The organism is Microbacterium sp. NRRL B-14842 (genome assembly GCF_050470785.1).
On sequence record NZ_JBFLUM010000001.1, the window covers coordinates 254,992 to 276,226 of the forward strand.

Sequence of the window (21,235 nt, forward strand, 5' to 3'; positions counted from 1 at the left end):
GTTGGTGCTTGCGTCCACTGAGTGGTTCTCGATGTACGGTCGAGAACTACCTTCAACAATGATTCATCATTGCTTTAGGTTTGATTGAAACATCAATAGTGTTTCGGCGGCCATAGCGTGAGGGAAACGCCCGGTCACATTCCGAACCCGGAAGCTAAGCCTCACAGCGCCGATGGTACTGCAGGGGGGACCCTGTGGGAGAGTAGGACACCGCCGGACTCCTTTTAGACAAGAAGGCCACCCAATGCTGGGTGGCCTTCTTGCGTTAACACGATCGCTCCGCGGCCCGCAGGACGGACTCAGCGCGCCAGGCGTGCCTCGAGCGTCGCCGCGGTCTCGCGTACCGCTTTCGCCAGCGCAGATTCCCTGCCGTCGTCGTCGGCCCAGGTGACCGCCACGGCGGCGACCGGCCATCCCGCAGCGTCCCGCACCACTGCGCCCACGGAGCGCAGTCCGTCCGCGACCTCACCGTCCTCGGTCGCATACTCGCGGACGCGGACTTCGCGGAGGAGTTCGCGCAGTTCGCCGGGCCTGCGAGGACCGCGCCCTGTGCGGTCGGAGAATGCGGAAGCATCCGGATACAGCGCCCGCACCTGTTCGCGGGGGAGCGCGGCGAGCATCGCGCGTCCCGTTGCGGTCAGATGCGCCGGGAGGCGCACGCCCACGTCGGTCACCAGTGCCGGGCGTCGCGGCGCCCGTTCCTCGACGATGTAGAGCACATCGCCGCCGCTCATCACCGCGAGGTGTGCGCTTTCCCCGAGATGGTCGGAGAGTGCGGCGATGAGCGGACGGCCGAGCCGTGCCAACGGTTGCTGCCGCGCATAGCCCCCTGCCAGCTCGAAGGCCGACGTGCCGAGTCCCCATCGACGCTCCTCACGGAGGTGCAGGACGAAGCCATGGGCGGCGAGCGTGCGCAGCAGGTGATAGACCGTCGATCGCGGAAGCATCAGCTCGCGGGCGATCGCGGACGCCGCGACCGGTGCCGGCCGACCCGCCAGGTAGCTGAGGATGCGCAGGGTCTGCGCCGCGGCAGGCACCTGGGCTTCATCGGTCTCGGGGATGTCTGGGATCACAGACACAGGTTGCCACGAAGCCGCGTGCGCGTCGACCCGGCGGGTGTGGAATCGAGACATGAGCGATCCTGCCCCTGTCATCGTCGGCGCCGCCCCTCTCTCCCCGGCGGAGGTCGTCCGCGTGGTCCGGCATGACGTGCCCGTCCGGGTGGATCCCGCCGCGCTGGCGAGGGTCGCCGAGAGCCGCCGTGTGATCGACGGCCTCGCCGCGGACCCGCACCCGCACTACGGGGTGTCCACCGGCTTCGGCGCGCTGGCGACGACTTTCATCGCTCCTGAGCGGCGACTGCAGTTGCAGGCGAGCCTCATCCGCTCCCATGCCGCGGGGACCGGCGCCGAGGTCGAGCGGGAGGTGGTCCGCGGGCTCCAGCTGCTGCGCCTCCAGACGCTCGCCTCGGGGCGCACGGGCGTGCGTCCTGTCGTGGTCGAGACCTACGCCGCGCTGCTCAACGCGGGCATCGTCCCCGTGGTCCGCGAGTACGGGTCACTGGGGTGCTCCGGAGATCTCGCCCCGCTCGCCCACATCGCCCTCGCGGCGATGGGGGAGGGCGAAGTGCGCGACGCCGCCGGGCGTCTCGTCGACGCGGCCGACGCCCTCGCCGCGGCCGGCCTCGCTCCGCTTACCCTCGTCGAGAAGGAGGGGCTGGCCCTCATCAACGGCACGGACGGCATGCTCGGTACCCTGGTGCTCGCGCTCCACGACCTCGAGACGCTGCTGCTCACGGCGGACGTGGCGGCGGCGATGTCGGTCGAGTCGCAGCTCGGCACCGACGCCGTGTTCGCCGCCGACCTCATGGCGCTGCGTCCGCAGGCGGGCCAGGCGGTCTCCGCCGGCCACCTCCGGGCGCTGCTCGCCGGCTCGCCGATGGTCGCGAGCCACAAGGGCCCGGAAGACGGCCGTGTCCAGGACGCGTACTCGCTGCGCTGCTCGCCGCAGGTGCACGGCGCCGCACGTGACACGCTCGGGCACGCCGCGATGATCGCGGAACGCGAGCTCTCCAGCGTGATCGACAACCCCATCATCACCTTCGATGGGCGCATCGAGTCCAACGGCAACTTCCACGGGGCGCCGGTCGCCGCCGTCCTCGACTTCCTGGCGATCTCCATCGCCGACGTCGCCTCCGTGTCCGAGCGCCGCACCGACCGGGCGCTGGACCCGGCCCGCAGCCACGGGCTCCCGCCGTTCCTGGCGGCGGAGGTCGGCGTCGACTCCGGTCTGATGATCGCGCAGTATGCGGCGGCCGGCATCGTCTCGGAGCTCAAGCGCCTCGCGGTTCCGGCCTCGGTGGACTCCATCCCGTCCTCGGCGATGCAGGAGGACCACGTCTCGATGGGCTGGGCCGCGGCGCGGAAGCTGCGGCGCGCGGTCGACGGCCTCTCGCGGGTCCTCGCGATCGAGATCCTCACCGCGGCCCGTGCGCTCGACCTGCGCGCGCCGCTGCAGGCGGGCCCGGCGACGGGAGCCGTGCGCGACCTCGTGCGCACCGTCGCCGCAGGCCCCGGACCTGACCGCCACCTCTCGCCCGAGATGGAGGCTGTGACCGCCCTCGTCCAGTCGGGCGCCGTCGCCCGTGTCGCAAAGGAGCACATGCATGACTGAGGACACCGCAGCGCGTACGGTACGCGCAGCCCGAGGTGCCGAGCGCACCGCGAAGAGCTGGGGCGCGGAAGCGGCCAAGCGCATGCTCATGAACAACCTCGATCCCGAGGTCGCCGAGCACCCGGAGGATCTCGTCGTCTACGGCGGGACGGGCAAGGCGGCGCGCAACTGGGCGGCGTACGAGGCGATCGTCCGCACGCTCGACGAGTTGGAGCCGGATGAGACGCTCCTGGTCCAGTCCGGGAAGCCGGTAGGGGTGTTCCGCACCCATGAGTGGGCACCGCGCGTGCTCATCGCCAACTCGAACCTCGTCGGTGACTGGGCGACTTGGCCGGAGTTCCGCCGCCTGGAGGAGCTCGGGCTGACGATGTACGGCCAGATGACCGCCGGCTCCTGGATCTACATCGGCACGCAGGGCATCCTGCAGGGGACGTACGAGACGTTCGCCGCGGTCGCTCGCTCGCTCGGGCGGGATTCCCTGCGGGGGACGCTGACGCTGACCGCCGGTGCGGGCGGGATGGGCGGCGCGCAGCCTCTCGCGGTGACCCTCAACGAGGGCGCGGTCCTGATCGTGGACGTCGACGAGACGCGGCTGGCCCGCCGCGTCGAGCACCGGTACCTCGACGAGTACACCACCGACCTCGACGCGGCGGTGGCGCGGGTCGTGGCGGCGAAGGACGCCGGTCACGCCCTCTCGGTCGGCGTCGTGGGCAATGCCGCGGAGATCTTCCCCGAGCTCCTGCGCCGGGGCGTGCCGATCGACGTCGTGACCGACCAGACCAGCGCCCATGACCCGCTCGCCTACCTGCCGATCGGCATCGACGTGTCCCGCTGGAAGGCGGAGGCCGCGCGCGATCCGGAGGAGTTCACCCGGCGGTCGAGGGAGTCCATGGCCGCCCACGTCGCCGCGATGGTCGGCTTCCAGGACGCGGGGGCGGCGGTCTTCGACTACGGCAACTCGATCCGCGCGGAGGCGCAGCTCGGGGGCTTCGACCGGGCGTTCGCGTTCCCGGGCTTCGTCCCCGCCTACATCCGCCCGCAGTTCGAGGAAGGGCGAGGACCGTTCCGCTGGGTGGCGCTCTCCGGAGACCCGGAGGACATCTTCAAGACGGACCGTGCGATCGCCGAGCTCTTCCCCGAGGACGCCGCGCTGCACCGCTGGCTCGACAAGGCGGGGTCGGCCGTCCACTTCGAGGGGCTGCCGGCGCGCATCTGCTGGCTCGGCTACCAGGAGCGGCACCTCGCCGGGCTGAAGTTCAACGAGATGGTCGCGTCGGGAGAGCTCTCCGCACCGATCGTCATCGGCCGCGATCATCTGGACTCCGGGTCCGTCGCGTCCCCGTACCGGGAGACCGAGGCCATGAAGGACGGCTCCGACGCGATCGCCGACTGGCCGCTGCTCAACGCCCTCCTCAACACCGCCTCCGGGGCCTCATGGGTGTCGCTGCACCACGGCGGCGGGGTGGGGATCGGCCGCTCGATCCATGCCGGGCAGGTGACGGTGGCGGACGGTTCGGCACTCGCCGCGGAGAAACTCGCGCGCGTGCTGACCAACGACCCGGGAACCGGCGTCATGCGGCATGCGGACGCCGGTTACGAACACGCCAGGGAGGTCGCGCGCGACCGCGGACTGAAGGTGCCGATGCTGTGACGACCACCCTCATCACCGGGATCGGGGAGCTGACGACCAATGTCGCCGCCGAGGGCGATCCGAGCGGCACGCTCAGAGACGCCGCCGTGCTGATCGACGGCGAGCGGATCGTGTGGGTCGGTCCGTCCGCGGGAGCCCCCGCCGCCGACGAGGTCGTGGACGCCCGGGGGAGGGCCGTGATCCCCGGATTCGTCGACAGCCACAGTCACCTCGTCTTCGGAGGCGATCGCGCGGCGGAGTTCGAGGCGCGCATGGCGGGGCAGCGGTACGCGGCGGGCGGCATCCGCTCGACGGTGCAGGCGACCCGGGCGGCGAGCGACGACGAGCTGCGGAGCCGGCTGCGTGGCTTCATCGAGGAGCTGCGGACGCAGGGCACCACCACGGTCGAGATCAAGAGCGGCTACGGTCTCGCCGTCGCGGAGGAGGAGCGCCTCGTGCGCCTCGCCGCCGAGGTGACGTCGGAGGTCACCTTCCTCGGGGCGCACGTGGTGCCGGTCGAGTACGCTGACGATCCCGATGCCTACGTCGACCTCGTCGTCGGGCCGATGCTCGACGCCTGCGCCCCGCACTCCCGGTGGATCGACGTGTTCTGCGAGACCGGCGCCTTCACGGTGGCGCAGTCGCGGCGGATCCTGGAGGCGGGCATCGCCCGGGGTCTCGCTCCTCGCGTGCATGCGAGCCAGCTCGGCCCGGGCGATGGCGTGCGGATGGCGGTCGAGCTCGGGGCCGCCTCCGTGGATCACGGTACCTACCTCACCGACGCGGACGTCGCCGCGCTCGCCGCGTCGGACACGGTGCTCACGCTGCTCCCCGGTGTGGAGTTCTCCACGCGTCAGCCCTATCCGGACGCCCGCGGGCTGCTGGACGCGGGGGTGACCGTGGCGCTCGCGTGCGACACGAACCCGGGGTCGAGCTTCACGTCGTCGATGGCCTTCTGCATCGCCATCGCCGTGCGCGACATGGGTATGACCACGGCGGAGGCGGTCTGGGCCGCCACGGCCGGCGGGGCGCGCGCGCTCCGGCGCGACGACATCGGCCGGATCGCCCCCGGTGCGCGCGCCGACCTCGTGCTGCTCGACGCCCCCTCTCGCGTGCACCTCGCGTACCGGCCGGGGGTGCCGCTGGTGCAGCGCGTCTGGAAGGGCGGGACGGCCGTCGTCTGACCGTCCCGCCCCTCATCGCAGGGCTTCGGCGCAGACCATGGCGGCAGCGGCGGACCATGCCTGCGGACGGCAGGCGGCCGGGTAGGGGACCGGTCGGCCGCCGTCGACGCGAGGCTCGCCCGAGTGCAGCTCCGGCACGCGGTAGTCGAAGCCCTCGGCGAGATCGAGCAGCTGGGCGGCGATGCGTCCGGCATGATCGGTGAGGCCGGCGCGGAGCATCCCGTGCACGGCGATCGCGGTGTCGTGGGTCCACACGCTGCCGCCGTGGTAGCTCAGCGGCCAGTATCCCGAGGCCTCCGTGGACATCGTGCGGACGCCGTACCCGCTCGACATCGTCTCGCCGACGAGCAGTTCCGCGCAGGCGCTCTCCTCGTCCGGATCGAGCAGCCCGGTGCCGATGAGATGGCCGATGTTGCTGGTGAGCGTGTCGACCGCGGCGCCGTGGGCGTCGAGGGCGATGGCGGGGTACCGCCCCTCCGGCGTGGTGACCCAGTAGGCCTCCCGGAAGCGTCGCCGCAGGTCCGCCGCCCACGAACGCAGGTCGTCACCGCCGGCTGCGCCCAGCTCGTCGAGGAGCGCTGCTCCGCGCACTGCGGCCTCGTAGGCGTATCCCTGCACCTCGCTGAGCGCGATCGGACCTTCCGCGAGACGGCCGTCGCGCCACTGGATCGAGTCGCCGGAGTCCTTCCAGCCCTGATTCGCCAAGCCGTGGCCCGACTCATCCGCATAGTCGATGAAGCCGCTGCCGGAGGCGTCGCCGTGCTCGATCATCCACGTCACTGCGGCGCGCAACGCGGGCTCCAGGTCCTTCAGCTCCGTGATCGTCAGGCCGGCCGCGCGCGCGTCGGCGAGGAGGCAGATCCACAGCGGTGTCGCGTCGACCGTGCCGTAGTAGAGCGGAGGCAGCAGCACGCCCTCGCCGGGGAGGGAGAGCTCCGCGCTGCGGAGCTCGTGCGCGATCTTGCCCGGGGCCTCCGCGGTGCCGGGGTCGTGCACCGTGCCCTGGAGACGCGCGAGCACCCGCAGGGTGGAGGCGGCGATGTCGCGGTCGGCGGCGAGGGCGAGACGGGCCGCCCAGATCGAGTCCCGTCCGAACAGGGTGAAGAACCAGGGGGCGCCCGCGGCGTAGAACGCCTCGTCCGGCTGATCCGGCAGGGCCAGTCGCAGGGCATCGAGGTCGGCGCAGGCGCGCTCCAGCCAGCGCGCGGCGCGAGGGTCCGCTCCGGTGGGGACGGGCCGGACGCCGGCTGTCCGTGGCGACGACGTCACGACCAGGGTCGGATCGTCGAGGTCGACCGACCACGTCACCTCGACCTCGCCGCGCGGAGGGACGGTCACCCGCCAGGCGAGCAGCATCTCCCGACCGTCGATCGACACGGCGGCGTCCACAGCGTGCAGCGTGAACGACGCCTGCCCTGCGCGGCAGCGCTCGCCGTCCCACGACCACTCCTCGCCCCCGGCCACCCCCGCCTTGACGAGCTGCATGGGGGTGAAGTCCGGGCGGATGCGCACCGTGAGCTCGGCCGTCACCTCGTGCATGAGGTGCGAGGACACCCGCAGGGTCTCGGTCAGTCTTCCCGCCTCGACGGTGCGATCCCGGTCGAGGCGCACCTTCGGATCGGCGGCGGCATCGTCGAGTCCGCGCAGCAGGCCGGTGAACAGCGCACGCTGCGGGACCGGCGCCGAGCAGGCGATGGCTTCCAGGGCGGTGCCCCGCACCTCGAGTCCGATCGCGGCGATGTGACGGACGTCGCCATGGTAGACCCCGTGGATCGGGGCGCCGCCTACGTCGCCGTCGCGGTCGGACCAGACCTGGGTGGGGGCATCGAGCACGACCACGGCGTCGTCGAGCAGCGGCTGGAGGTGGGGGCGGTCGGTCATTCCTTGACGGCTCCTTCGGTGGAATTCATGATGCGGCGCTGGAAGATGAAGAACATCACGGCGACGGGGATCGTCATGATGAGCGCCGCCGCGAGCTTGAGCGGGTACTGGGTGCCCTGGCTGAGCTGCCCGCTGGCGAGCGAGGCGACACCCTTCGTGAGGGTCGTCAGCGCGGGGTCGTTCGTGGACACGATGAAGTGGCTGAGCTCGTTCCACGACCCCTGGAACGACAGGATGACGATCGTGATGAGGGCGGGCGTCGCCATCGGGAGCACGACCGACCAGAAGGTCCGGAACGCACCGGCTCCGTCGATCCGCGCCTGCTCCTCGACCGAGACGGGGATCGACTCGAAGAAGTTCTTCATGATGAAGACGCCGGCGGCGTCGACCAGCAGCGGCAGGATCATGCCGGCGTAGGAGTTGAAGATGCCGAGCTGGTTGATGACGAGGAACTTCGGGATGAGCAGGACGACGGTCGGCACCGACATCACGGCGACGAGGGCCGCGAACACGACTCCTCGACCGCGGAAGCGCAGACGCGCGAGCGCGTATCCGGCGAGGGAGTTGAAGAACACCCGCCCCGCGGTGACGAAGATCGTCACGATGGCGCTGTTGACGAACCACGAGGGGAAGTCGGAGTTGGCGAAGAGCCGTTCATAGGCGGCGAACGTCCACGACTCCGGGAGCAGGTTCACGCCGGAGCTCGCGGCGTCCTCGTCCGTCTTGAAACTCGTGAACACCTGGATCAGGAACGGGTAGATGTAGATGACGGCGAGCACGATCAGCACGGTGTACAGCACGATCTGCCAGGTCAGCTGCGTGCGCGAGAGCCTCATGACGTCCCTCCCTCGCGCGCGACCTCGTACGCGCGGATGCGGCGCCGCGATACCGGCCGGTCGCGCAGCACCCAGCGCTGCAGCAGCGTGAAGATCACGATGATGACGAAGAGGATGAAGGCGATCGCCGCGCCCTGACCCCACTCCTGGTCCGTGAACGCCGTCTTGTACGACAGGTACGCCGGGGTGAGGGTCGTCTTGCTGGGGGCGCCACGGGTGCCGGTATAGATCTGATCGAACACCTGCCAGCAGCCGATGAGCCCGAGGGTGAGCACCGTGAACAGCGTCGGCCGCAGCTGCGGCAGGGTCACCCGCCAGAACCGCTGCCACCCGTTCGCCCCGTCCATCATGGCCGCCTCGTCGACGTCCGCGCCGAGATTCTGCAGACCGGCGAGGAAGAGCAGCATGAAGGTGCCGGAGGTCGTGAAGATGGCCATCAGGATGTAGGCGCTCATGGCGATCGACGGACCGGCGAGCCACTCCCACCAGGAGATGCCCAGCATCCCGCCGCCGGTGAGCGCGGCGGGTCCGGTGTCGATGCCGATGCCGCTGAGCGCGAGATGCAGGATGCCGCGGGGGTCGTTGAACCAGTTCGGACCGTTCAGGCCGAACCAGGCGAGCACGCTGTTGACCGCCCCGCTCGCGGAGAACAGGAAGAGCCAGAGCACCGTGATCGCCACCGAGCTCGTGACGGAGGGGAAGTAGTACGCGGTCCGGAAGAACCCGCGGCCGCGCAGCACCGCTCTGTTCACCAGGACGGCGAGGAACAGGGCGATGGCCGTCTGCAGGGGCACGACGAGCAGCACGTACCAGGAGTTGTTGCGCAGCGCGGTCCCGAAGTCCTTGGTCGCGAGGCCGCCGTCGGCCAGCACGGCCGAGTAGTTCTCGGTGCCCACGAACGAAACCGACGGCGAGAGGGGGCTGCCGCGCCCCGCCCAGTCCGACATGCTGACCCAGAGGGCCATGAGCACGGGGACCAGCAAGAAGACCCCGAGGATGAGGATGACCGGCGCCGTGAAGAGCCACCCGGCTGCGGCCTCGCCGCGGCGGAGTCCGGAGGCTCCCCCGCGGCGAGACAGGGCGTGTCCCGCCATCGCTACTCGACGATCGCTTCGAGGTTCGACTGCACGGTGCCGAGGATCTGTGCGGGATCTCCCGTCTTCAGCGACTCGAGCTGCGCGTTGAAGTCGGCGATCACGTCCGCAGCGCCGTCCTGGTTGGGCGGGAACTGCGCGTAGTCCGCTCCCGCGAGGAAGGGCGCGAGGTCCGGGTTGTCCGCGGTCCACTGGTCGGCGGCGGAGGTGATCGACGGCATCGGGCCGAACGCCTTCGAGAAGGCGAGCTGGCTGTCGGCACTGGTGAGGTACTCGACGAGGTCGAGGGCCGCCTGCTGGTTGGGGCTGTCGGCGGCCATGCCCCAGCAGTTCGTGAACTGCAGGGTGCCCTGGCCGCCGGGTCCTTCGGGAAGCTCGGCGACGGTGTAGTCCACGGAGCCGAAGTCGTTCGCCATCGCACCGGTGATCCAGTTGCCTTCGATCACCATCGCGGCGAGCTCCTTCCCGAGTGCCTCGCCGCCCCAGCCGGCCCCGACGTCCTTCGCGTAGGCGAAGGTGCCGTCGACGAGGTGGGTCTGCACGTACTCCAGCGCCTCGACGTTCGCGGGGTCGTCCGCGATCGCCGTGCCGTCCTTCACGAGCCCGCCGCCGGCCTGCGCCATGAACGTGCCGACGCGCTGGTACTCGGCGCCGAAGGCCAGACCCACGTGGTCGGCGGTGGTGAGCTTCTGCGCGACGGCCGCGAGGTCGTCCCAGCTCTTCGGGAGGTCGGCATCGGTGAGTCCGGCCTCCGCCCACATGCGTGTGTTGATCACGAGCGCGAGCGTGGAGAAGTCCTTCGGCGCGCAGTAGAACGTGCCGTCGAGGGTGAAGTTCTCGACGAGGGAGGGGTAGAAGTCGTCCTTGTTCGAGAGCTCGTCGCCGTACGCCTGGAGGGAGCCGTTCGAGGCGTACCCGGCCATCTGCTCCGGTGCGAGGTAGAAGAGGTCGGCGGGGTTCCCGGCGGCGAAGCCCTGGGAGAGCTCCTGCGCCAGGTCGCTCGCCACCTGGAGGTCGACCTCGGTGCCGGACTCCTCGGACCAGGCGTCGAGCGCCGACTGCACTGCGGCGGTCTCGGCGTCGCCCGACGAGCCGATGAGGATCGTGAGGCCGTCGTCGGAGGAGGTGAGGTCCGTGTCGCCCTCGCTCTGCTCCTCGCCCGAGAACCCGGAGCCGCACCCGGTGAGCACGAGGGTGGTGGTGATCAGGACCGCTCCGGCGCCGAGCCAGGCGCGTGTGGTCTGCCGTGTCATGTCTCTCTCTCCTTTGATGAGGGCCGGCGGGCAGGAATTTGAACGATCAAACTCTGCATGGAATACGCTAGGTGCGGCAGTGCGGACGTGTCAAGCCGCCGGGATCGAGGAGTGCGATGGCCAAGGCCCCCACGGTGGAGGATGTGGCGGCACACGCCGGCGTCTCCCGCCAAACGGTGTCGAACGTCCTGAACACCCCGGACATCGTCCGGCCGGCCACCCGGGAGCGCGTGCTCGCCTCCATCGACGAGCTCGGCTACCGTCGGCACGCGGCGGCCCGCCGGCTGCGCCTGCGTCGGAGCTCGACGATCGGCATCCGGCTCGACCCGTACCTGGGCGGGATCTCGGGGGTGGTGCTGGATCGGTTCGTGCACGCCATCACGGAGCGGTCGAGTGATCGCGGCATGCGCATGCTCGTGTACGCGGCACGGACCCCGGAGGAGGAACTCGGCCGGCTCGCCGAACTGTGGGACGGATCCGAGATCGATGCGGCGATCCTCACCGGCACCGTGCGCGACGATCCCCGCGTCACGCGGCTGGACGCGCTCGGTCTGCCGTTCATCTCCTTCGGACGGCCGTGGGGGGATGACGACATCTCCGATCCGATGCATCTCTGGGTCGACGTGGACGGCGCGGCGGGCACCAGGGCGGCGACGACGTATGCGCTCGAGCACGGGAGCGCGGTGACCTTCCTGGGCTGGCCGTCGGGGTCAGGCACGGGGGACGATCGAGAACGCGGGTGGCGCGAGGCCGTCGCGGAGGCGGGTGCGCACGGCGCCAGGGTCGTCGCCGAGGACTCGGTTCCCGAGGCGCGTCGGGCGATCACCCGGGCGCTGGAAGACGGCATCCGGGCGGACGCCATCGTCTGCGCCAGCGACTCTCTCGCCGTGGGGGCCCTGCTCGGCCTCGCCGACGCCGGGAAGACCGTCCCGGTCATCGGGTTCGACAACACGCCCACCGCCGAAGCCTTGGGATTCTCCAGCGTCGAGCAGCGACCGGAGGATGTGGCGGAGGCGATCCTCCATCTATTGATGGGGCCGACGGGGGACGTCGTCGCGCCGCGTCGAGTCGAGTCCGGCTCGGCGCACGCGCTCATCACGCCCGAGCTCGTCGTGCGCTGATCCGGCGCGTCGCCCGGGCCGCTCCTCTGCTCAGCGCGCGGCGAGGCCGGCGAGCAGCTCGAGCACGCAGAGGGCCGCGAGTCGCACGGTGCGACCGTCCTCGGCATCCGCTGTCGCATCGACCTCGGCGATGTCGGCGCTCCGGACCCGCGGGTCGGCGGCGACACCGCGCGTGAGGGCGCGCAGCTCCCACGCCGCCAGGCCTCCGGGGACGCTGGCCGGGCACCCCGGGGCGACCGCGCGGTCGCACACGTCCACGTCGATGTCGAGGTGCACGCGGGGCCGGTCGCCCGCCCCCGCGATCTCGACCGCCTCGGCCACGACGTCGGCGATCCCCCGACGGCGCACGTCGTCGAGCGTGACGACCCGGATGCCCCAGTCCGCCGCCCGGCGCGCGTAGGCGGCGGAGTTCGCGAAATCGGCGAGGCCGATCTGCACGATCCGGGTGGGGTCGATGCGGGCGGTGGGGAGGCCGGACGCCGCCGGGGCGTCTTCGACGAGTCGTCGCACCGGCGTGCCGTTGGAGACGCCGTCGCGCAGGTCGAAGTGGGCGTCGAACGTGATCAGGCCCGTGGCCTCCGCACCGAGGGCGACAGGGTAGGTGAGGGAGTTGTCGCCGCCGAGAGCGATGACGAGGTCGGACGCTCGCGCCAGCTCCCGGACCCGCTCGATCGTCCGTGCCTCTCCGGTGTCGCCGTCCGGCTCCGGCACGTCCCCGGCATCCGCGATGCGGAGCACCTCGTCCAGGTCGATCGTCGGCGGGCCGAGGACCGCCGTGCCGTAGCGGGGGAGCGCCTCGCGGATCGCGGCCGGCGTCGCGTGGGCTCCGGTCGGGGACAGCGAGGTGCGCCAGGTCGGGACGCCGAGGAGCACCGAATCGGCCGTGTCCTCGAACGCGGGCCAGGCCCCGGCGCGCGGCCAGGACGGATCGTGGGACAGCGCCATGTCAGACTCCCGGGATCAGGGCGTGGGCGACGGTGAAGATCGCAAGGCCGGCGAGGGCGCCGACGACGGTGCCGTTCAGACGGATGTACTGCAGGTCGCGGCCGACCATGAGCTCGATCTTCTCGGTGGTCTCGGCGGGATCCCAGCGCTCCACGGTGTCGGTGATGATCGAGGCGATGTCGTGCCGGTACCGGTCGACGAGGAAGACGGCCGCGTCCGAGACCCACGTGTCCACCCGGCGCTGCAGGGCCGTGTCGGTCGTGAGCCGCTCGCCGATCTCCTGCAGGGCCTGCACGGCGCGACGCCGCAGCCCGCTCTCCGGGTCGGCGAGGGAGGTGAGGAGTCCGTTCTTGGCGGTGTTCCAGGCCTCCGCCGCCAGGGCGCCGACGCGCGGGCTGTCGAAGAGCGCGGCCTTGGCGTTCTCCAGCTTCTCGCGCGTCGCGGGGTCGTTCTGCAGAGCGTCAGCGAGGCGGGACAGGTACCCGTCGATCGCGAGGCGGGCCGGATGCCGCGGATCGGCCTGCACGGCGCGGACGAACTTGACCGCCTCGTTGTACACCGTGTCGTCGATCAGGCGGTGCGCGATCTTCGGCATCCACCCGGGGAGTCGTCGGGAGACGAGTCCGGCGAAGGACGCGGCGTTCGCGTCGAGCCACCGCCCGATGCTGTCCACCGCGAGGTCGACGGCGCCGTGGTGCGCTTCCGCGTCGACGATCTTCTCCAGCCACGCTCCGGCGGGCGGCCCCCACTCCGGCGCGACGAGGTGCTCGCGGGCGAGGTCGGCGAGGAGGTCGCGCACGTCGTCGTCGCTCAGCGCGTTCAGCACCGCCGTCGCGACCGTCGCGCCCTCGGCAGCGACCCGCTCGGCATGCGGGGTCTCGCGGAGCCACTCGCCGGCGCGGAGGGCGATCGCGGTGCTGGTCAGCTTGGTGCGCACGACGTCGGCAGCGAGGAAGTTCGTCTCCACGAACTCGCCCAGCGTGCGGCCGATCTCGTCCTTGCGGTTCGGGATGATCGCGGTGTGCGGGATGGGCAGGCCGAGCGGACGGCGGAACAGCGCCGTGACCGCGAACCAGTCCGCCAGCGCGCCGACCATCCCGCCCTCCGCCGCGGCTCGCACGTAGGCGAGCCCACCGACCCGCTCCTGGAACGCGAACGCGACGATGAAGGCGAGGGCCATGAAGATGAGGGCGCCGAGCGCGACGGCCTTCATCCGCCGCAGCGCGCGCCGACGCTCCTGGTCGGCGACGGAGAGCAGCGTCGTGGGTGTTCGCGGCATGACGTCATCCTTTCACGGGGCGAGTAGCCTCGATACGTGATCGAAGACATCAAGAAGCGCGCTCTGCACCGCACCAGCATCCTCGAGGGTCAGATGCGCGGTGTCGCGCGGATGATCGAGAACGAGGAGTACTGCATGGACATCATCACGCAGTCCCGCGCGATCCAGCGCTCCCTCGAGTCGCTCAACCGTCTGCTGTTGGAGAATCACCTGCGCACGCACGTCACCCACATGTTCGAGGACGGCGGCGAGGAGCGCGACAAGGCCGTCGGCGAGCTCCTCAAGGCGTTCGACTTCGACCGCAAGTAGCGTCCGGCGGGGGGCGCCTCTCAGCCGACCGCGTACCCGTCGGCGACCGTCAGCGCCTCCTCGATCCCGGCCAGTCCCCGCACCAGCTCCGCCTCCTCGATCACCAGCGGCGGGGCGATGTGCACGCGGTGGAAGTGCGTGAAGGGCCAGATTCCTGCCCGCTTCGCGGCGGCTGCGAACGCGGTCATCGGCGCGGCATCGGTACCGGTCGCGTTGAACGGCACCAGCGGCTCCCTGGTCTGCTGGTCCCGCACGAGCTCCACCGCCCAGAACAGGCCGCGGCCGCGCACCTCGCCCACGCTCGGATGCGACGATGCCCACGCGCGCAGCGTCGGGCCGACGATCCGCTCGCCGAGGTCGCGTACCCGTTCCAGGATGCCGTCGCGGCGGAACACCTCGAACGTGGCGACGCCGGCCGCGCAGGCGAGAGGGTGCCCGGAATACGTGAGTCCGCCCGCGAACGGAACGGTGTCGAAGGCGGCGGCGATGCGGTCCGAGATCACGACGCCGCCGAGCGGGACGTAGCCCGAGTTCACGCCCTTCGCGAAGGTGATCAGGTCGGGGCGCCCCTCGAAGGCGTCGATGCCGAACCATTCGCCGAGCCGGCCGAACCCCACCATCACCTCGTCGGCGATGAAGACGATCCCGTAGCGGTCGCACAGCGCGCGCACCCCGGGCAGATAGCCGGGCGGCGGGAGCAGCACGCCGTTGGTGCCGACCACCGTCTCGACGATGATCGCGGCGATCGTCTGCGGGCCCTCGAGCTGGATGGTCTGCTCCAGATGCGCGAGGGCGCGCTCCGTCTCCTGCTCCGGCGTCTCGCTGTGGAACGGGGAGCGGTACAGGTACGGGCCGAAGAACCGCACGGCGCCGGTGTCCGTGACGTCGTTCGCCCAGCGACGGGGGTCGCCGGTGAGGGAGATCGCGGTGGCGGTGGAGCCGTGGTAGCTGCGGTACATCGACAGCACCTTCCGGCGGCCGGTGGCCTGCCGGGCCATGCGCACCGCGTACTCGTTCGCCTCCGCGCCGCCGTTCGTGAAGAACACCTTCTCGAAGCCGTCCGGGGTGACCTCGGCGATGAGGCGCGCGAGCTCACCCCGCACATCATTGGCCATCGACGGCTGGATGGTCGCGAGCCGCCCGGCCTGCCGCTGGATCGCGGCGACGAGGTCCGGGTGCTGATGGCCGAGGTTGAGGTTCACGAGTTGGCTGGAGAAGTCGAGGTAGGCGGTGCCCTCGTAGTCCCAGAACGTCGAGCCCCGACCGGTGGCGACCGGCAGCGGGTCGATCAGCGCCTGCGCGCTCCAGGAGTGGAAGACGTGGGCGCGGTCGTCGGCGCGCACCTGCGCCTCGGCGTCGGGGGCGGGGAGGGGGGAGGAGAGTCCGTGGCGGTCGGTGAAGGTCGTCATCGTGATCGCTCCTCGTCAGTGGTTGCTCGGGAAGCCGAGGTCGATCTGCGACGGGGTGTGGTCGGGCCACCGCGTCGTCACGACCTTCGACCGCGTGTAGAAGTGCACGGACTCCGGGCCGTAGATGTGCGCGTCGCCGAAGAGCGAGTCCTTCCACCCGCCGAACGAGTAGGCGCCGATGGGCACCGGGATCGGGACGTTGACGCCGACCATGCCGACCTCGATGTCGAACTCGTACTGCCGTGCCGTCCCGCCGTCGCGCGTGAAGATCGCGGTCCCGTTGCCGTAGGCGTTCGCGTTGACCAGCGCGACGGCCTCCGCGTAGGAGCCCACGCGCACCACGGACAGGACCGGGCCGAAGATCTCGTCGTCATAGACGCGCATGCCAGGGGTGACCTCGTCGATCAGGCTCACGCCGAGGAAGAAGCCGTCGCCGTCGAACTCCGCGCTCGTGCCGTCGACGACGACCCTGGCGCCCTCTCCGGGGGCTCCCGCGACATACGAGGCGACGCGATCACGGTGCTCCGCGGTGATGAGCGGGCCCATCGCGCTCGCCGGGTCCGTGCCGGGGCCGATCGAGAGGCCGTCGATGCGGCGGGCGATCGCGGCGACGAGGTCGTCGGCGATGTCGCCCACCGCCACGAGCACGGACGCCGCCATGCAGCGTTCGCCCGCGGAGCCGTAGGCCGCGGAGACGGCGGCGTCGGCGGCCGCGTCGATGTCGGCGTCGGGCATCACGACCATGTGGTTCTTCGCGCCACCGAGCGCTTGGACGCGCTTCCCGGCGGCAGACGCCCGCTGGTAGATCGCCCGGGCGATGGGCGTCGATCCGACGAAGCTCACCGCCTGCACCCGCGGGGACTCGAGAAGCGCGTCGACGGCCTCCCGGTCGCCGTGCACGACGTTGAGGACGCCGTCCGGCAGGCCCGCCTCGTGGAACAGCCGTGCGAGCCACACCGCGGCGGACGGATCCTTCTCACTGGGCTTGAGGACGACGGTGTTGCCGCAGGCGATGGCCGAGGCGACCATCCACAGCGGCACCATGACCGGGAAGTTGAACGGGGTGATGGCGGCGACCACCCCGACCGGCTGCTTGACGGAGTGCACGTCGACCCCGCGGGCGACCTGCTCGCTGCGCTCGCCCTTGAGCAGATGTACGAGGCCGGCCGCGAACTCGACGTTCTCGATGCCCCGGGACACCTCGCCGGCCGCGTCGGACAGGACCTTGCCGTGCTCGGACGTGACGATCGCCGCCAGCTCGTCCGTGCGCTCCGTGAGGAGCTGGCGGAGCCGGAAGAACACGTCGGCGCGTTTGATGAGGCTCGTCTCCCGCCACGCCGGGAGTGCCGCAGCCGCGGCGGCGACGGCGGCGTCGACCTCGGCGGCCGAGGCGAAGGCGACCTCCTTCGTGACGGCTCCTGTGGCCGGGTCGAAGACGGGGCCGCGGCGCGCCGCAGCGGCCGTCTCGGTGCCGTTGATGAGATGACGGACGGTGTCCACAGGTGCTCCTTCGCAGTGGGTCGCGTATCGCACACTCTGACCGAGGGTCGCTACGCTGGGGCTCGGCCCATGCTCACAGAGAACGGAGCCCGTGCAGAGTGGCAGAGCGTCAGGAGTTCTTCTTCGGTCGGACAGACCGTCCGGATCGGCGCTCGTCGGCGCTGCTCGTCGGGGACGTCCTCGCTCTTCCCGCGGTCCAGGAGGGAGCGCCGACCGTCCTTGTCGGCGGCCCGGCACTCGAGGCCGGGGTGCGGTGGGTCCACGTCTCGGACAGCGCCGACGTCGCCCGCCTGCTCGACGGCGGCGAGCTGCTGCTCACGACCGGCGCCGCCTGGCCGACCGGCACCGCAGCACTGCGCGTGCTCGTGGCGGAGCTGGCGGCGATCGGGGTCTCGGGCATCGTGATCGAACTCGGCCCGCGGATGTCCCGCGTCCCGGACGCGGTCATCGAGGCCTGCGCCGCCGCCGGTCTCGCCCTCGTCGCGCTCGCGGTGGAGGTGAAGTTCGTCGCGGTGACCGAGGCCGTGCACCGGGCGCTGATCGAAGCGCAGACCGCGGCGCTCCGCGAACGGCAGCGTCTGCATGATCTCTTCACCGCCCTCAGCCTCCGTGGCGCACCGGCCGACCTCATCGTGTCGGAGGTCGCCCGTGCGCTCGACGTCCCCGTCCACCTCGAGAACCTGGCAGGAGAGGTCGTCGCCGTCGAAGCTCTCCGCGTTCCGGTCGGCCAGGCTCTCCGTCCGCCCGGCCCGGATGGCGGTGACCGTGTGCCGGTGCAGGCGCGCGGTGTGCGCTGGGGCTGGCTCATCGCGGCGGACGGTCCACCGCATCCCGCCGGTCGCGCCACCGTCTTGGAGCTGGGGGCGACCGCCCTCGCCTTCGGTTGCCTCGCCGACGGGGAAGGCGCGTGGACCGTGCTCGCGCACCGCAGCCTCATCGAGGATCTCCTCGGCGCGCGCTTCGCCCGTGAGGAGGATGTCGAGGTCCGGCTCCGGCGGCTCGGGCTGGATCTCGCGGGCACCACCGGCACCGGGCTCGTGTTCCGCACCGACGAGGCATCGGACCGGCTGATCGCCCGTGCGCGTGCGGCCGGTCTGGCTGCGGTGGGCTCGCGGCGCGGCGCCGACGTGGTGCTGCTCGTCGCGACCGGCGTCGGCGCCCTGTCCGATGCGGCCGTCCGCCACCTCTCCGGCGGTGCGCCCGCGATCCTCGGTCCGAGCGCCGAAGGCGTGCTCGGACTCCTGGCCTCGACCCGTGCCGCGCTCGACCTCGCCGCGCGGCCGTCCGGGGGTGACGTGCCGCCGGTCCGCCGCGTCGCCGACCGGCCGCTCGAGCGCCTCGTGTCCGCCCTGCGCGACGATCGGCGACTCCAGGCGCACAGCGAGCAGATGCTGGATCCGCTCGTGCGTCACGACAGGGATCGCCGAGGCGATCTGCTCGCCGTGCTCGCCGCTCTCGTGGCGCACCCGGGCAACCGCTCCGCCGCGGCGGCCGCGAGCCACCTCTCCCGCTCGGTGTTCTATCAGCGCCTCGCGCTCATCGGCGACCTGCTGGGCGCGGATCTGGACGACGGGGAGACCCTCGCCGCCCTGCACCTCGCCCTGCTCGCCCGCCGTCGTGATACGGCGCCGCCGCTCTGAGCGGGACGGTCAGCGTGTGCCCCAGGCGAACTGCTGCTTCTGGAGCTTCGCGTAGATGAAGGTCTCCGTCGACACCACGCCCTGGATCGGACGGATGCGGTCGTTGACGAGCGCCAGCAGATGGTCGTCGTCCTCGCACACCGCCTCGACGAGCACATCGAACGATCCGACCGTGATCACGACGTAGTCGACCTCGTCGATGTCGGCGATCGCCTCGGCCACGCCCCGCGCGTCGCCGGCGACCTTGACGCCCACCATCGCCTGCCGGTGGAAGCCGAGCTGCATCGGATCCGTCACCGCGACGATCTGCATGATGCCCGACTCGGTGAGGCGCTGCACCCGCTGGCGGACGGCGGCCTCGCTCAGCCCCACGATGCGGCCGATCTCGGAGTACGAGCGGCGGCCGTCCTCCTGCAGCATCTCGACGATGGTCTTGGAGATCGCGTCGAGGGTGTGGTCCTTCTTCGACGGTGCCATGGTGCGATCCTGGCACTGCGGACGATCGCGGACAACGGGGTCCGCGTGCGCCGATCAGGCCTCGATCGGGCCGAGCCAGGCGCTCGCCGCTGTGGCGTGCGCCGACTCGGGGTCGGAGGGGTGGAACGCCCCGGCGAGGACGTCGCGGTACAGCCGGGAGAGCTCGTTGCCGGAGAAGTACGAGCCGCCACCGGCCACCAGCATCGCCTCGTCGACCACCTGCTTGGCCATCGTCACCGCCCGGTGCTTGACTCCCGAGAGCGCGGGGAACCAGCCGGCGCCGCGGTCCGCGCGCTCATCCACGTCGCGGGCGAGGGCGGCGATCTGCGGCGGGAGCGCGTCGTAGGCGAGGGCCATGTCGGCGATACGCCAGCGGATGTCCGGATCCTGGCTGTACGCGGTGCCGCTCTTCTTCGAGCGACGTCGGTGCGCCGCCGCCACGGCCAGCTCGAGGGCCCGGCGCGCGATGCCGGTGTAGACGGAGGCGAGGAGGATCTCGAAGACGGAGAAGATGCCGAAGACGATCGGGTCCGGGCTGGGTCCCGGGTCGATGCGCCGCACCACGTGCGCCGCATCCGCGACGGCGCCGTCGAGCCGCGTGGTCCGGCTCTGTGTGCCGCGCATGCCGAGGGTGTCCCAGTCATCCGCAGTGGTGACCGCGGACGTGCGGTCGACGAAGGCGAACACGAGCTTCGGCGCGTCCGGGCTCGTGGTGTCGAGGCCGTGCAGCCCGAGCTTCGTCCACACGGGGGCGAGCGAGGTGAAGATCTTGGTGCCGGTGAAGGCGTAACCGCCGTCGCCGTCCGGGGCCGCCGCCGTGTCGCTCCCGAACAGCACGAGGTCGTTGCCGCCCTCGCTGATGCCGAACGCGAAGACCTCTCCGGCCACGGCGCCGTCCTGCACGAACTCGAGACCGGGGACCCCGCGATCCGAGAAGACCTTGGCCACGCCGGTCCAGACCAGGTGCATGTTGATCGCCAGGGCCGTTGCGGGCGCGGCGCCGGCGAGCCGCTGCTGGAGGACGGCCGCCTGCTCCAGGCCGAGTCCCGCGCCGCCGCGCTCCCGGGGCACGAGGATGGACAGGTAGCCGGCTGCGCGGAGCTCGTCGAGGTCGGCCTGGGGGAAGGTGTTCTCCCGGTCGTGGATCGGCGCGCGTTCGCGGATGCGGTCGAGCAGGTCGTCGGGGAGATACGCCGACGGGTCGAAGTCGTTCATGCCAGAGCCTCCAGGAGCTGTCGGATCGATTCCTCCGGGCGGTCGCGATGCACCGAGTGGCCGGCGCCGGCCACGACCGACAGGGAGATGCGGGGGTTGCTCGCGAGCACCTCGTCAGCGAGAGCTCCGGCGAAGATGCTGTAGACGGCGGGGTCGCCGCCGATCACGTGCGTGGGCACGGTCAGGCGGGCCGCATGTCCGCGGACGTCCCACGGCTGATTCTGGGCGCTGGTCTGCTCGACCGCCCACGCACTCGCCCGCCGGACGGCGTCGACCTTGAGCTCCTGGTCCTGCGGGTGCCAGTGCGGATGCTCCTGCCGCACGGCGTCGAGGCGGTTGTCGGCGAAGGCGCGTTCCTGGCTGTGGCGGACGATGGCCGCATCCCGCTGGACGATGTGGATCGCGGGGTCGATGAGGACCAGGCGGTGCGTCCAGCCCGTGTCGTCGGCGGCGGCCACCGTACCGGCCGCCCCGCCGAGCGAGTGCCCGACGACGGCGTCCCAGGCGCTCGACCCGGCAGGCCGCGTCGCGACGAGATCCGCGGCATACGCCGCGACGGAGTAGTCGAGGGCCCGCGGGGCGTCACCGTGGCCGCGCAGGTCCACCGCCGTCGCGTGCCAACCGGCCGCCGCGAGAGCATCGCCGAGCCGCCACATGAGTGCGCCGGACGAGCCGAGACCGTGCACGAGAAGGGCGCGTCGCCCCGCCGCGGGATCGCCCCAGCTCAGGCGGGGAAGGGTGACGGGAGCGGGCATGGCACCAGCCTACGACCGCGCCAGGACGCGGCGG

At 71.4% G+C, this 21,235-nt stretch carries 18 protein-coding genes and 1 rRNA gene; 7 read left to right on the forward strand and 12 right to left on the reverse strand.

Going from position 1 to position 21,235, the window contains the following annotated elements; genetic code table 11:
* Positions 1 to 102: 102 nt before the first annotated feature.
* Positions 103 to 219 (forward strand): 5S ribosomal RNA (rrf, locus tag AB1285_RS01200).
* 80 nt (positions 220 to 299) lie between these two features.
* Here the strand turns inward: rrf and AB1285_RS01205 are convergent.
* Positions 300 to 1,037 carry an IclR family transcriptional regulator gene (locus AB1285_RS01205; RefSeq protein WP_232089255.1) on the reverse strand — a complete coding sequence of 246 codons (738 nt, stop codon included), beginning with the start codon at positions 1,035 to 1,037 and terminating at the stop codon, positions 300 to 302.
* Positions 1,038 to 1,131: 94 nt separating this feature from the next.
* Between AB1285_RS01205 and hutH the strand changes: the two genes are divergently transcribed.
* From hutH to hutI, 3 genes are read left to right on the forward strand one after another with little or no spacing between them, the layout of a single operon-like run.
* Positions 1,132 to 2,673, forward strand: a complete 1,542-nt coding sequence (hutH, locus tag AB1285_RS01210) for a histidine ammonia-lyase (RefSeq protein WP_370428573.1) — start codon at positions 1,132 to 1,134, stop codon at positions 2,671 to 2,673.
* Positions 2,666 to 4,324 (forward strand): urocanate hydratase, encoded by a 1,659-nt coding sequence (gene hutU / locus AB1285_RS01215; RefSeq protein WP_370428574.1) that lies wholly within the window; start codon positions 2,666 to 2,668, stop codon positions 4,322 to 4,324. Before hutH ends, hutU begins: the two co-directional genes overlap by 8 nt.
* Positions 4,321 to 5,487, forward strand: a complete 1,167-nt coding sequence (hutI, locus tag AB1285_RS01220) for an imidazolonepropionase (RefSeq protein ID WP_370428575.1) — start codon at positions 4,321 to 4,323, stop codon at positions 5,485 to 5,487. The genes hutU and hutI overlap by 4 nt, the downstream gene beginning before the upstream one ends.
* Positions 5,488 to 5,499: 12 nt before the next feature.
* Here hutI and AB1285_RS01225 read toward each other — a convergent pair whose 3' ends face one another.
* The 4 genes from AB1285_RS01225 to AB1285_RS01240 are packed head-to-tail and all read right to left on the reverse strand — an operon-like array spanning position 5,500 to position 10,551.
* A complete protein-coding gene (locus AB1285_RS01225) occupies positions 5,500 to 7,368 on the reverse strand; it encodes a glycogen debranching N-terminal domain-containing protein (protein ID WP_370428576.1) in 1,869 nt (622 codons plus the stop codon).
* Entirely contained in the window at positions 7,365 to 8,204 is an 840-nt protein-coding gene (locus AB1285_RS01230) for a carbohydrate ABC transporter permease (RefSeq protein ID WP_268776569.1), read from the reverse strand. The genes AB1285_RS01225 and AB1285_RS01230 overlap by 4 nt, the downstream gene beginning before the upstream one ends.
* A complete protein-coding gene (locus AB1285_RS01235) occupies positions 8,201 to 9,298 on the reverse strand; it encodes a carbohydrate ABC transporter permease (protein ID WP_259954072.1) in 1,098 nt (365 codons plus the stop codon). The genes AB1285_RS01230 and AB1285_RS01235 overlap by 4 nt, the downstream gene beginning before the upstream one ends.
* Positions 9,299 to 9,300: 2 nt before the next feature.
* On the reverse strand, positions 9,301 to 10,551 hold the full coding sequence (locus AB1285_RS01240) for a sugar ABC transporter substrate-binding protein (RefSeq protein ID WP_259954071.1): 1,251 nt from the start codon (positions 10,549 to 10,551) through the stop codon (positions 9,301 to 9,303).
* A gap of 116 nt (positions 10,552 to 10,667) precedes the next feature.
* On the opposite strand from AB1285_RS01240, the gene AB1285_RS01245 reads away from it, so the two are divergent.
* Positions 10,668 to 11,672 carry a LacI family DNA-binding transcriptional regulator gene (locus tag AB1285_RS01245; protein ID WP_187662417.1) on the forward strand — a complete coding sequence of 335 codons (1,005 nt, stop codon included), beginning with the start codon at positions 10,668 to 10,670 and terminating at the stop codon, positions 11,670 to 11,672.
* A 30-nt stretch (positions 11,673 to 11,702) separates the two neighbouring features.
* Here the strand turns inward: AB1285_RS01245 and AB1285_RS01250 are convergent, their stop codons facing one another.
* Positions 11,703 to 12,617 (reverse strand): agmatinase family protein, encoded by a 915-nt coding sequence (locus tag AB1285_RS01250; RefSeq protein ID WP_366237455.1) that lies wholly within the window; start codon positions 12,615 to 12,617, stop codon positions 11,703 to 11,705.
* A gap of 1 nt (position 12,618) precedes the next feature.
* Entirely contained in the window at positions 12,619 to 13,896 is a 1,278-nt protein-coding gene (locus tag AB1285_RS01255) for a DUF445 domain-containing protein (RefSeq protein ID WP_366237456.1), read from the reverse strand.
* A 36-nt stretch (positions 13,897 to 13,932) separates the two neighbouring features.
* On the opposite strand from AB1285_RS01255, the gene AB1285_RS01260 reads away from it, so the two are divergent.
* The gene (locus AB1285_RS01260) at positions 13,933 to 14,205 is read left to right on the forward strand and encodes a metal-sensitive transcriptional regulator (protein ID WP_025102619.1); all 273 of its coding nucleotides are present in this window, start codon (positions 13,933 to 13,935) and stop codon (positions 14,203 to 14,205) included.
* 20 nt (positions 14,206 to 14,225) lie between these two features.
* On the opposite strand, the gene AB1285_RS01265 is transcribed toward AB1285_RS01260, so the two are convergent.
* Positions 14,226 to 15,614 carry an aspartate aminotransferase family protein gene (locus AB1285_RS01265; RefSeq protein ID WP_370428577.1) on the reverse strand — a complete coding sequence of 463 codons (1,389 nt, stop codon included), beginning with the start codon at positions 15,612 to 15,614 and terminating at the stop codon, positions 14,226 to 14,228.
* 15 nt (positions 15,615 to 15,629) lie between these two features.
* The gene (locus tag AB1285_RS01270; protein ID WP_370428578.1) at positions 15,630 to 17,114 is read right to left on the reverse strand and encodes a CoA-acylating methylmalonate-semialdehyde dehydrogenase; all 1,485 of its coding nucleotides are present in this window, start codon (positions 17,112 to 17,114) and stop codon (positions 15,630 to 15,632) included.
* A gap of 98 nt (positions 17,115 to 17,212) precedes the next feature.
* Here AB1285_RS01270 and AB1285_RS01275 point away from each other — a divergent pair, with 98 nt between their 5' ends.
* The gene (locus AB1285_RS01275; RefSeq protein WP_313366723.1) at positions 17,213 to 18,754 is read left to right on the forward strand and encodes a PucR family transcriptional regulator; all 1,542 of its coding nucleotides are present in this window, start codon (positions 17,213 to 17,215) and stop codon (positions 18,752 to 18,754) included.
* 9 nt (positions 18,755 to 18,763) lie between these two features.
* On the opposite strand, the gene AB1285_RS01280 is transcribed toward AB1285_RS01275, so the two are convergent.
* Genes AB1285_RS01280 through AB1285_RS01290 form a run of 3 tightly spaced genes read right to left on the reverse strand, consistent with a single transcriptional unit; the run spans position 18,764 to position 21,201 of the window.
* Positions 18,764 to 19,231, reverse strand: a complete 468-nt coding sequence (locus AB1285_RS01280; protein WP_187662412.1) for an Lrp/AsnC family transcriptional regulator — start codon at positions 19,229 to 19,231, stop codon at positions 18,764 to 18,766.
* Between the two features lie 54 nt (positions 19,232 to 19,285).
* Positions 19,286 to 20,446 (reverse strand): acyl-CoA dehydrogenase family protein, encoded by a 1,161-nt coding sequence (locus AB1285_RS01285; RefSeq protein ID WP_292796093.1) that lies wholly within the window; start codon positions 20,444 to 20,446, stop codon positions 19,286 to 19,288.
* Positions 20,443 to 21,201 carry an alpha/beta fold hydrolase gene (locus tag AB1285_RS01290; protein WP_268776578.1) on the reverse strand — a complete coding sequence of 253 codons (759 nt, stop codon included), beginning with the start codon at positions 21,199 to 21,201 and terminating at the stop codon, positions 20,443 to 20,445. The genes AB1285_RS01285 and AB1285_RS01290 overlap by 4 nt, the downstream gene beginning before the upstream one ends.
* Between the last annotated feature and the right edge of the window lie 34 nt (positions 21,202 to 21,235).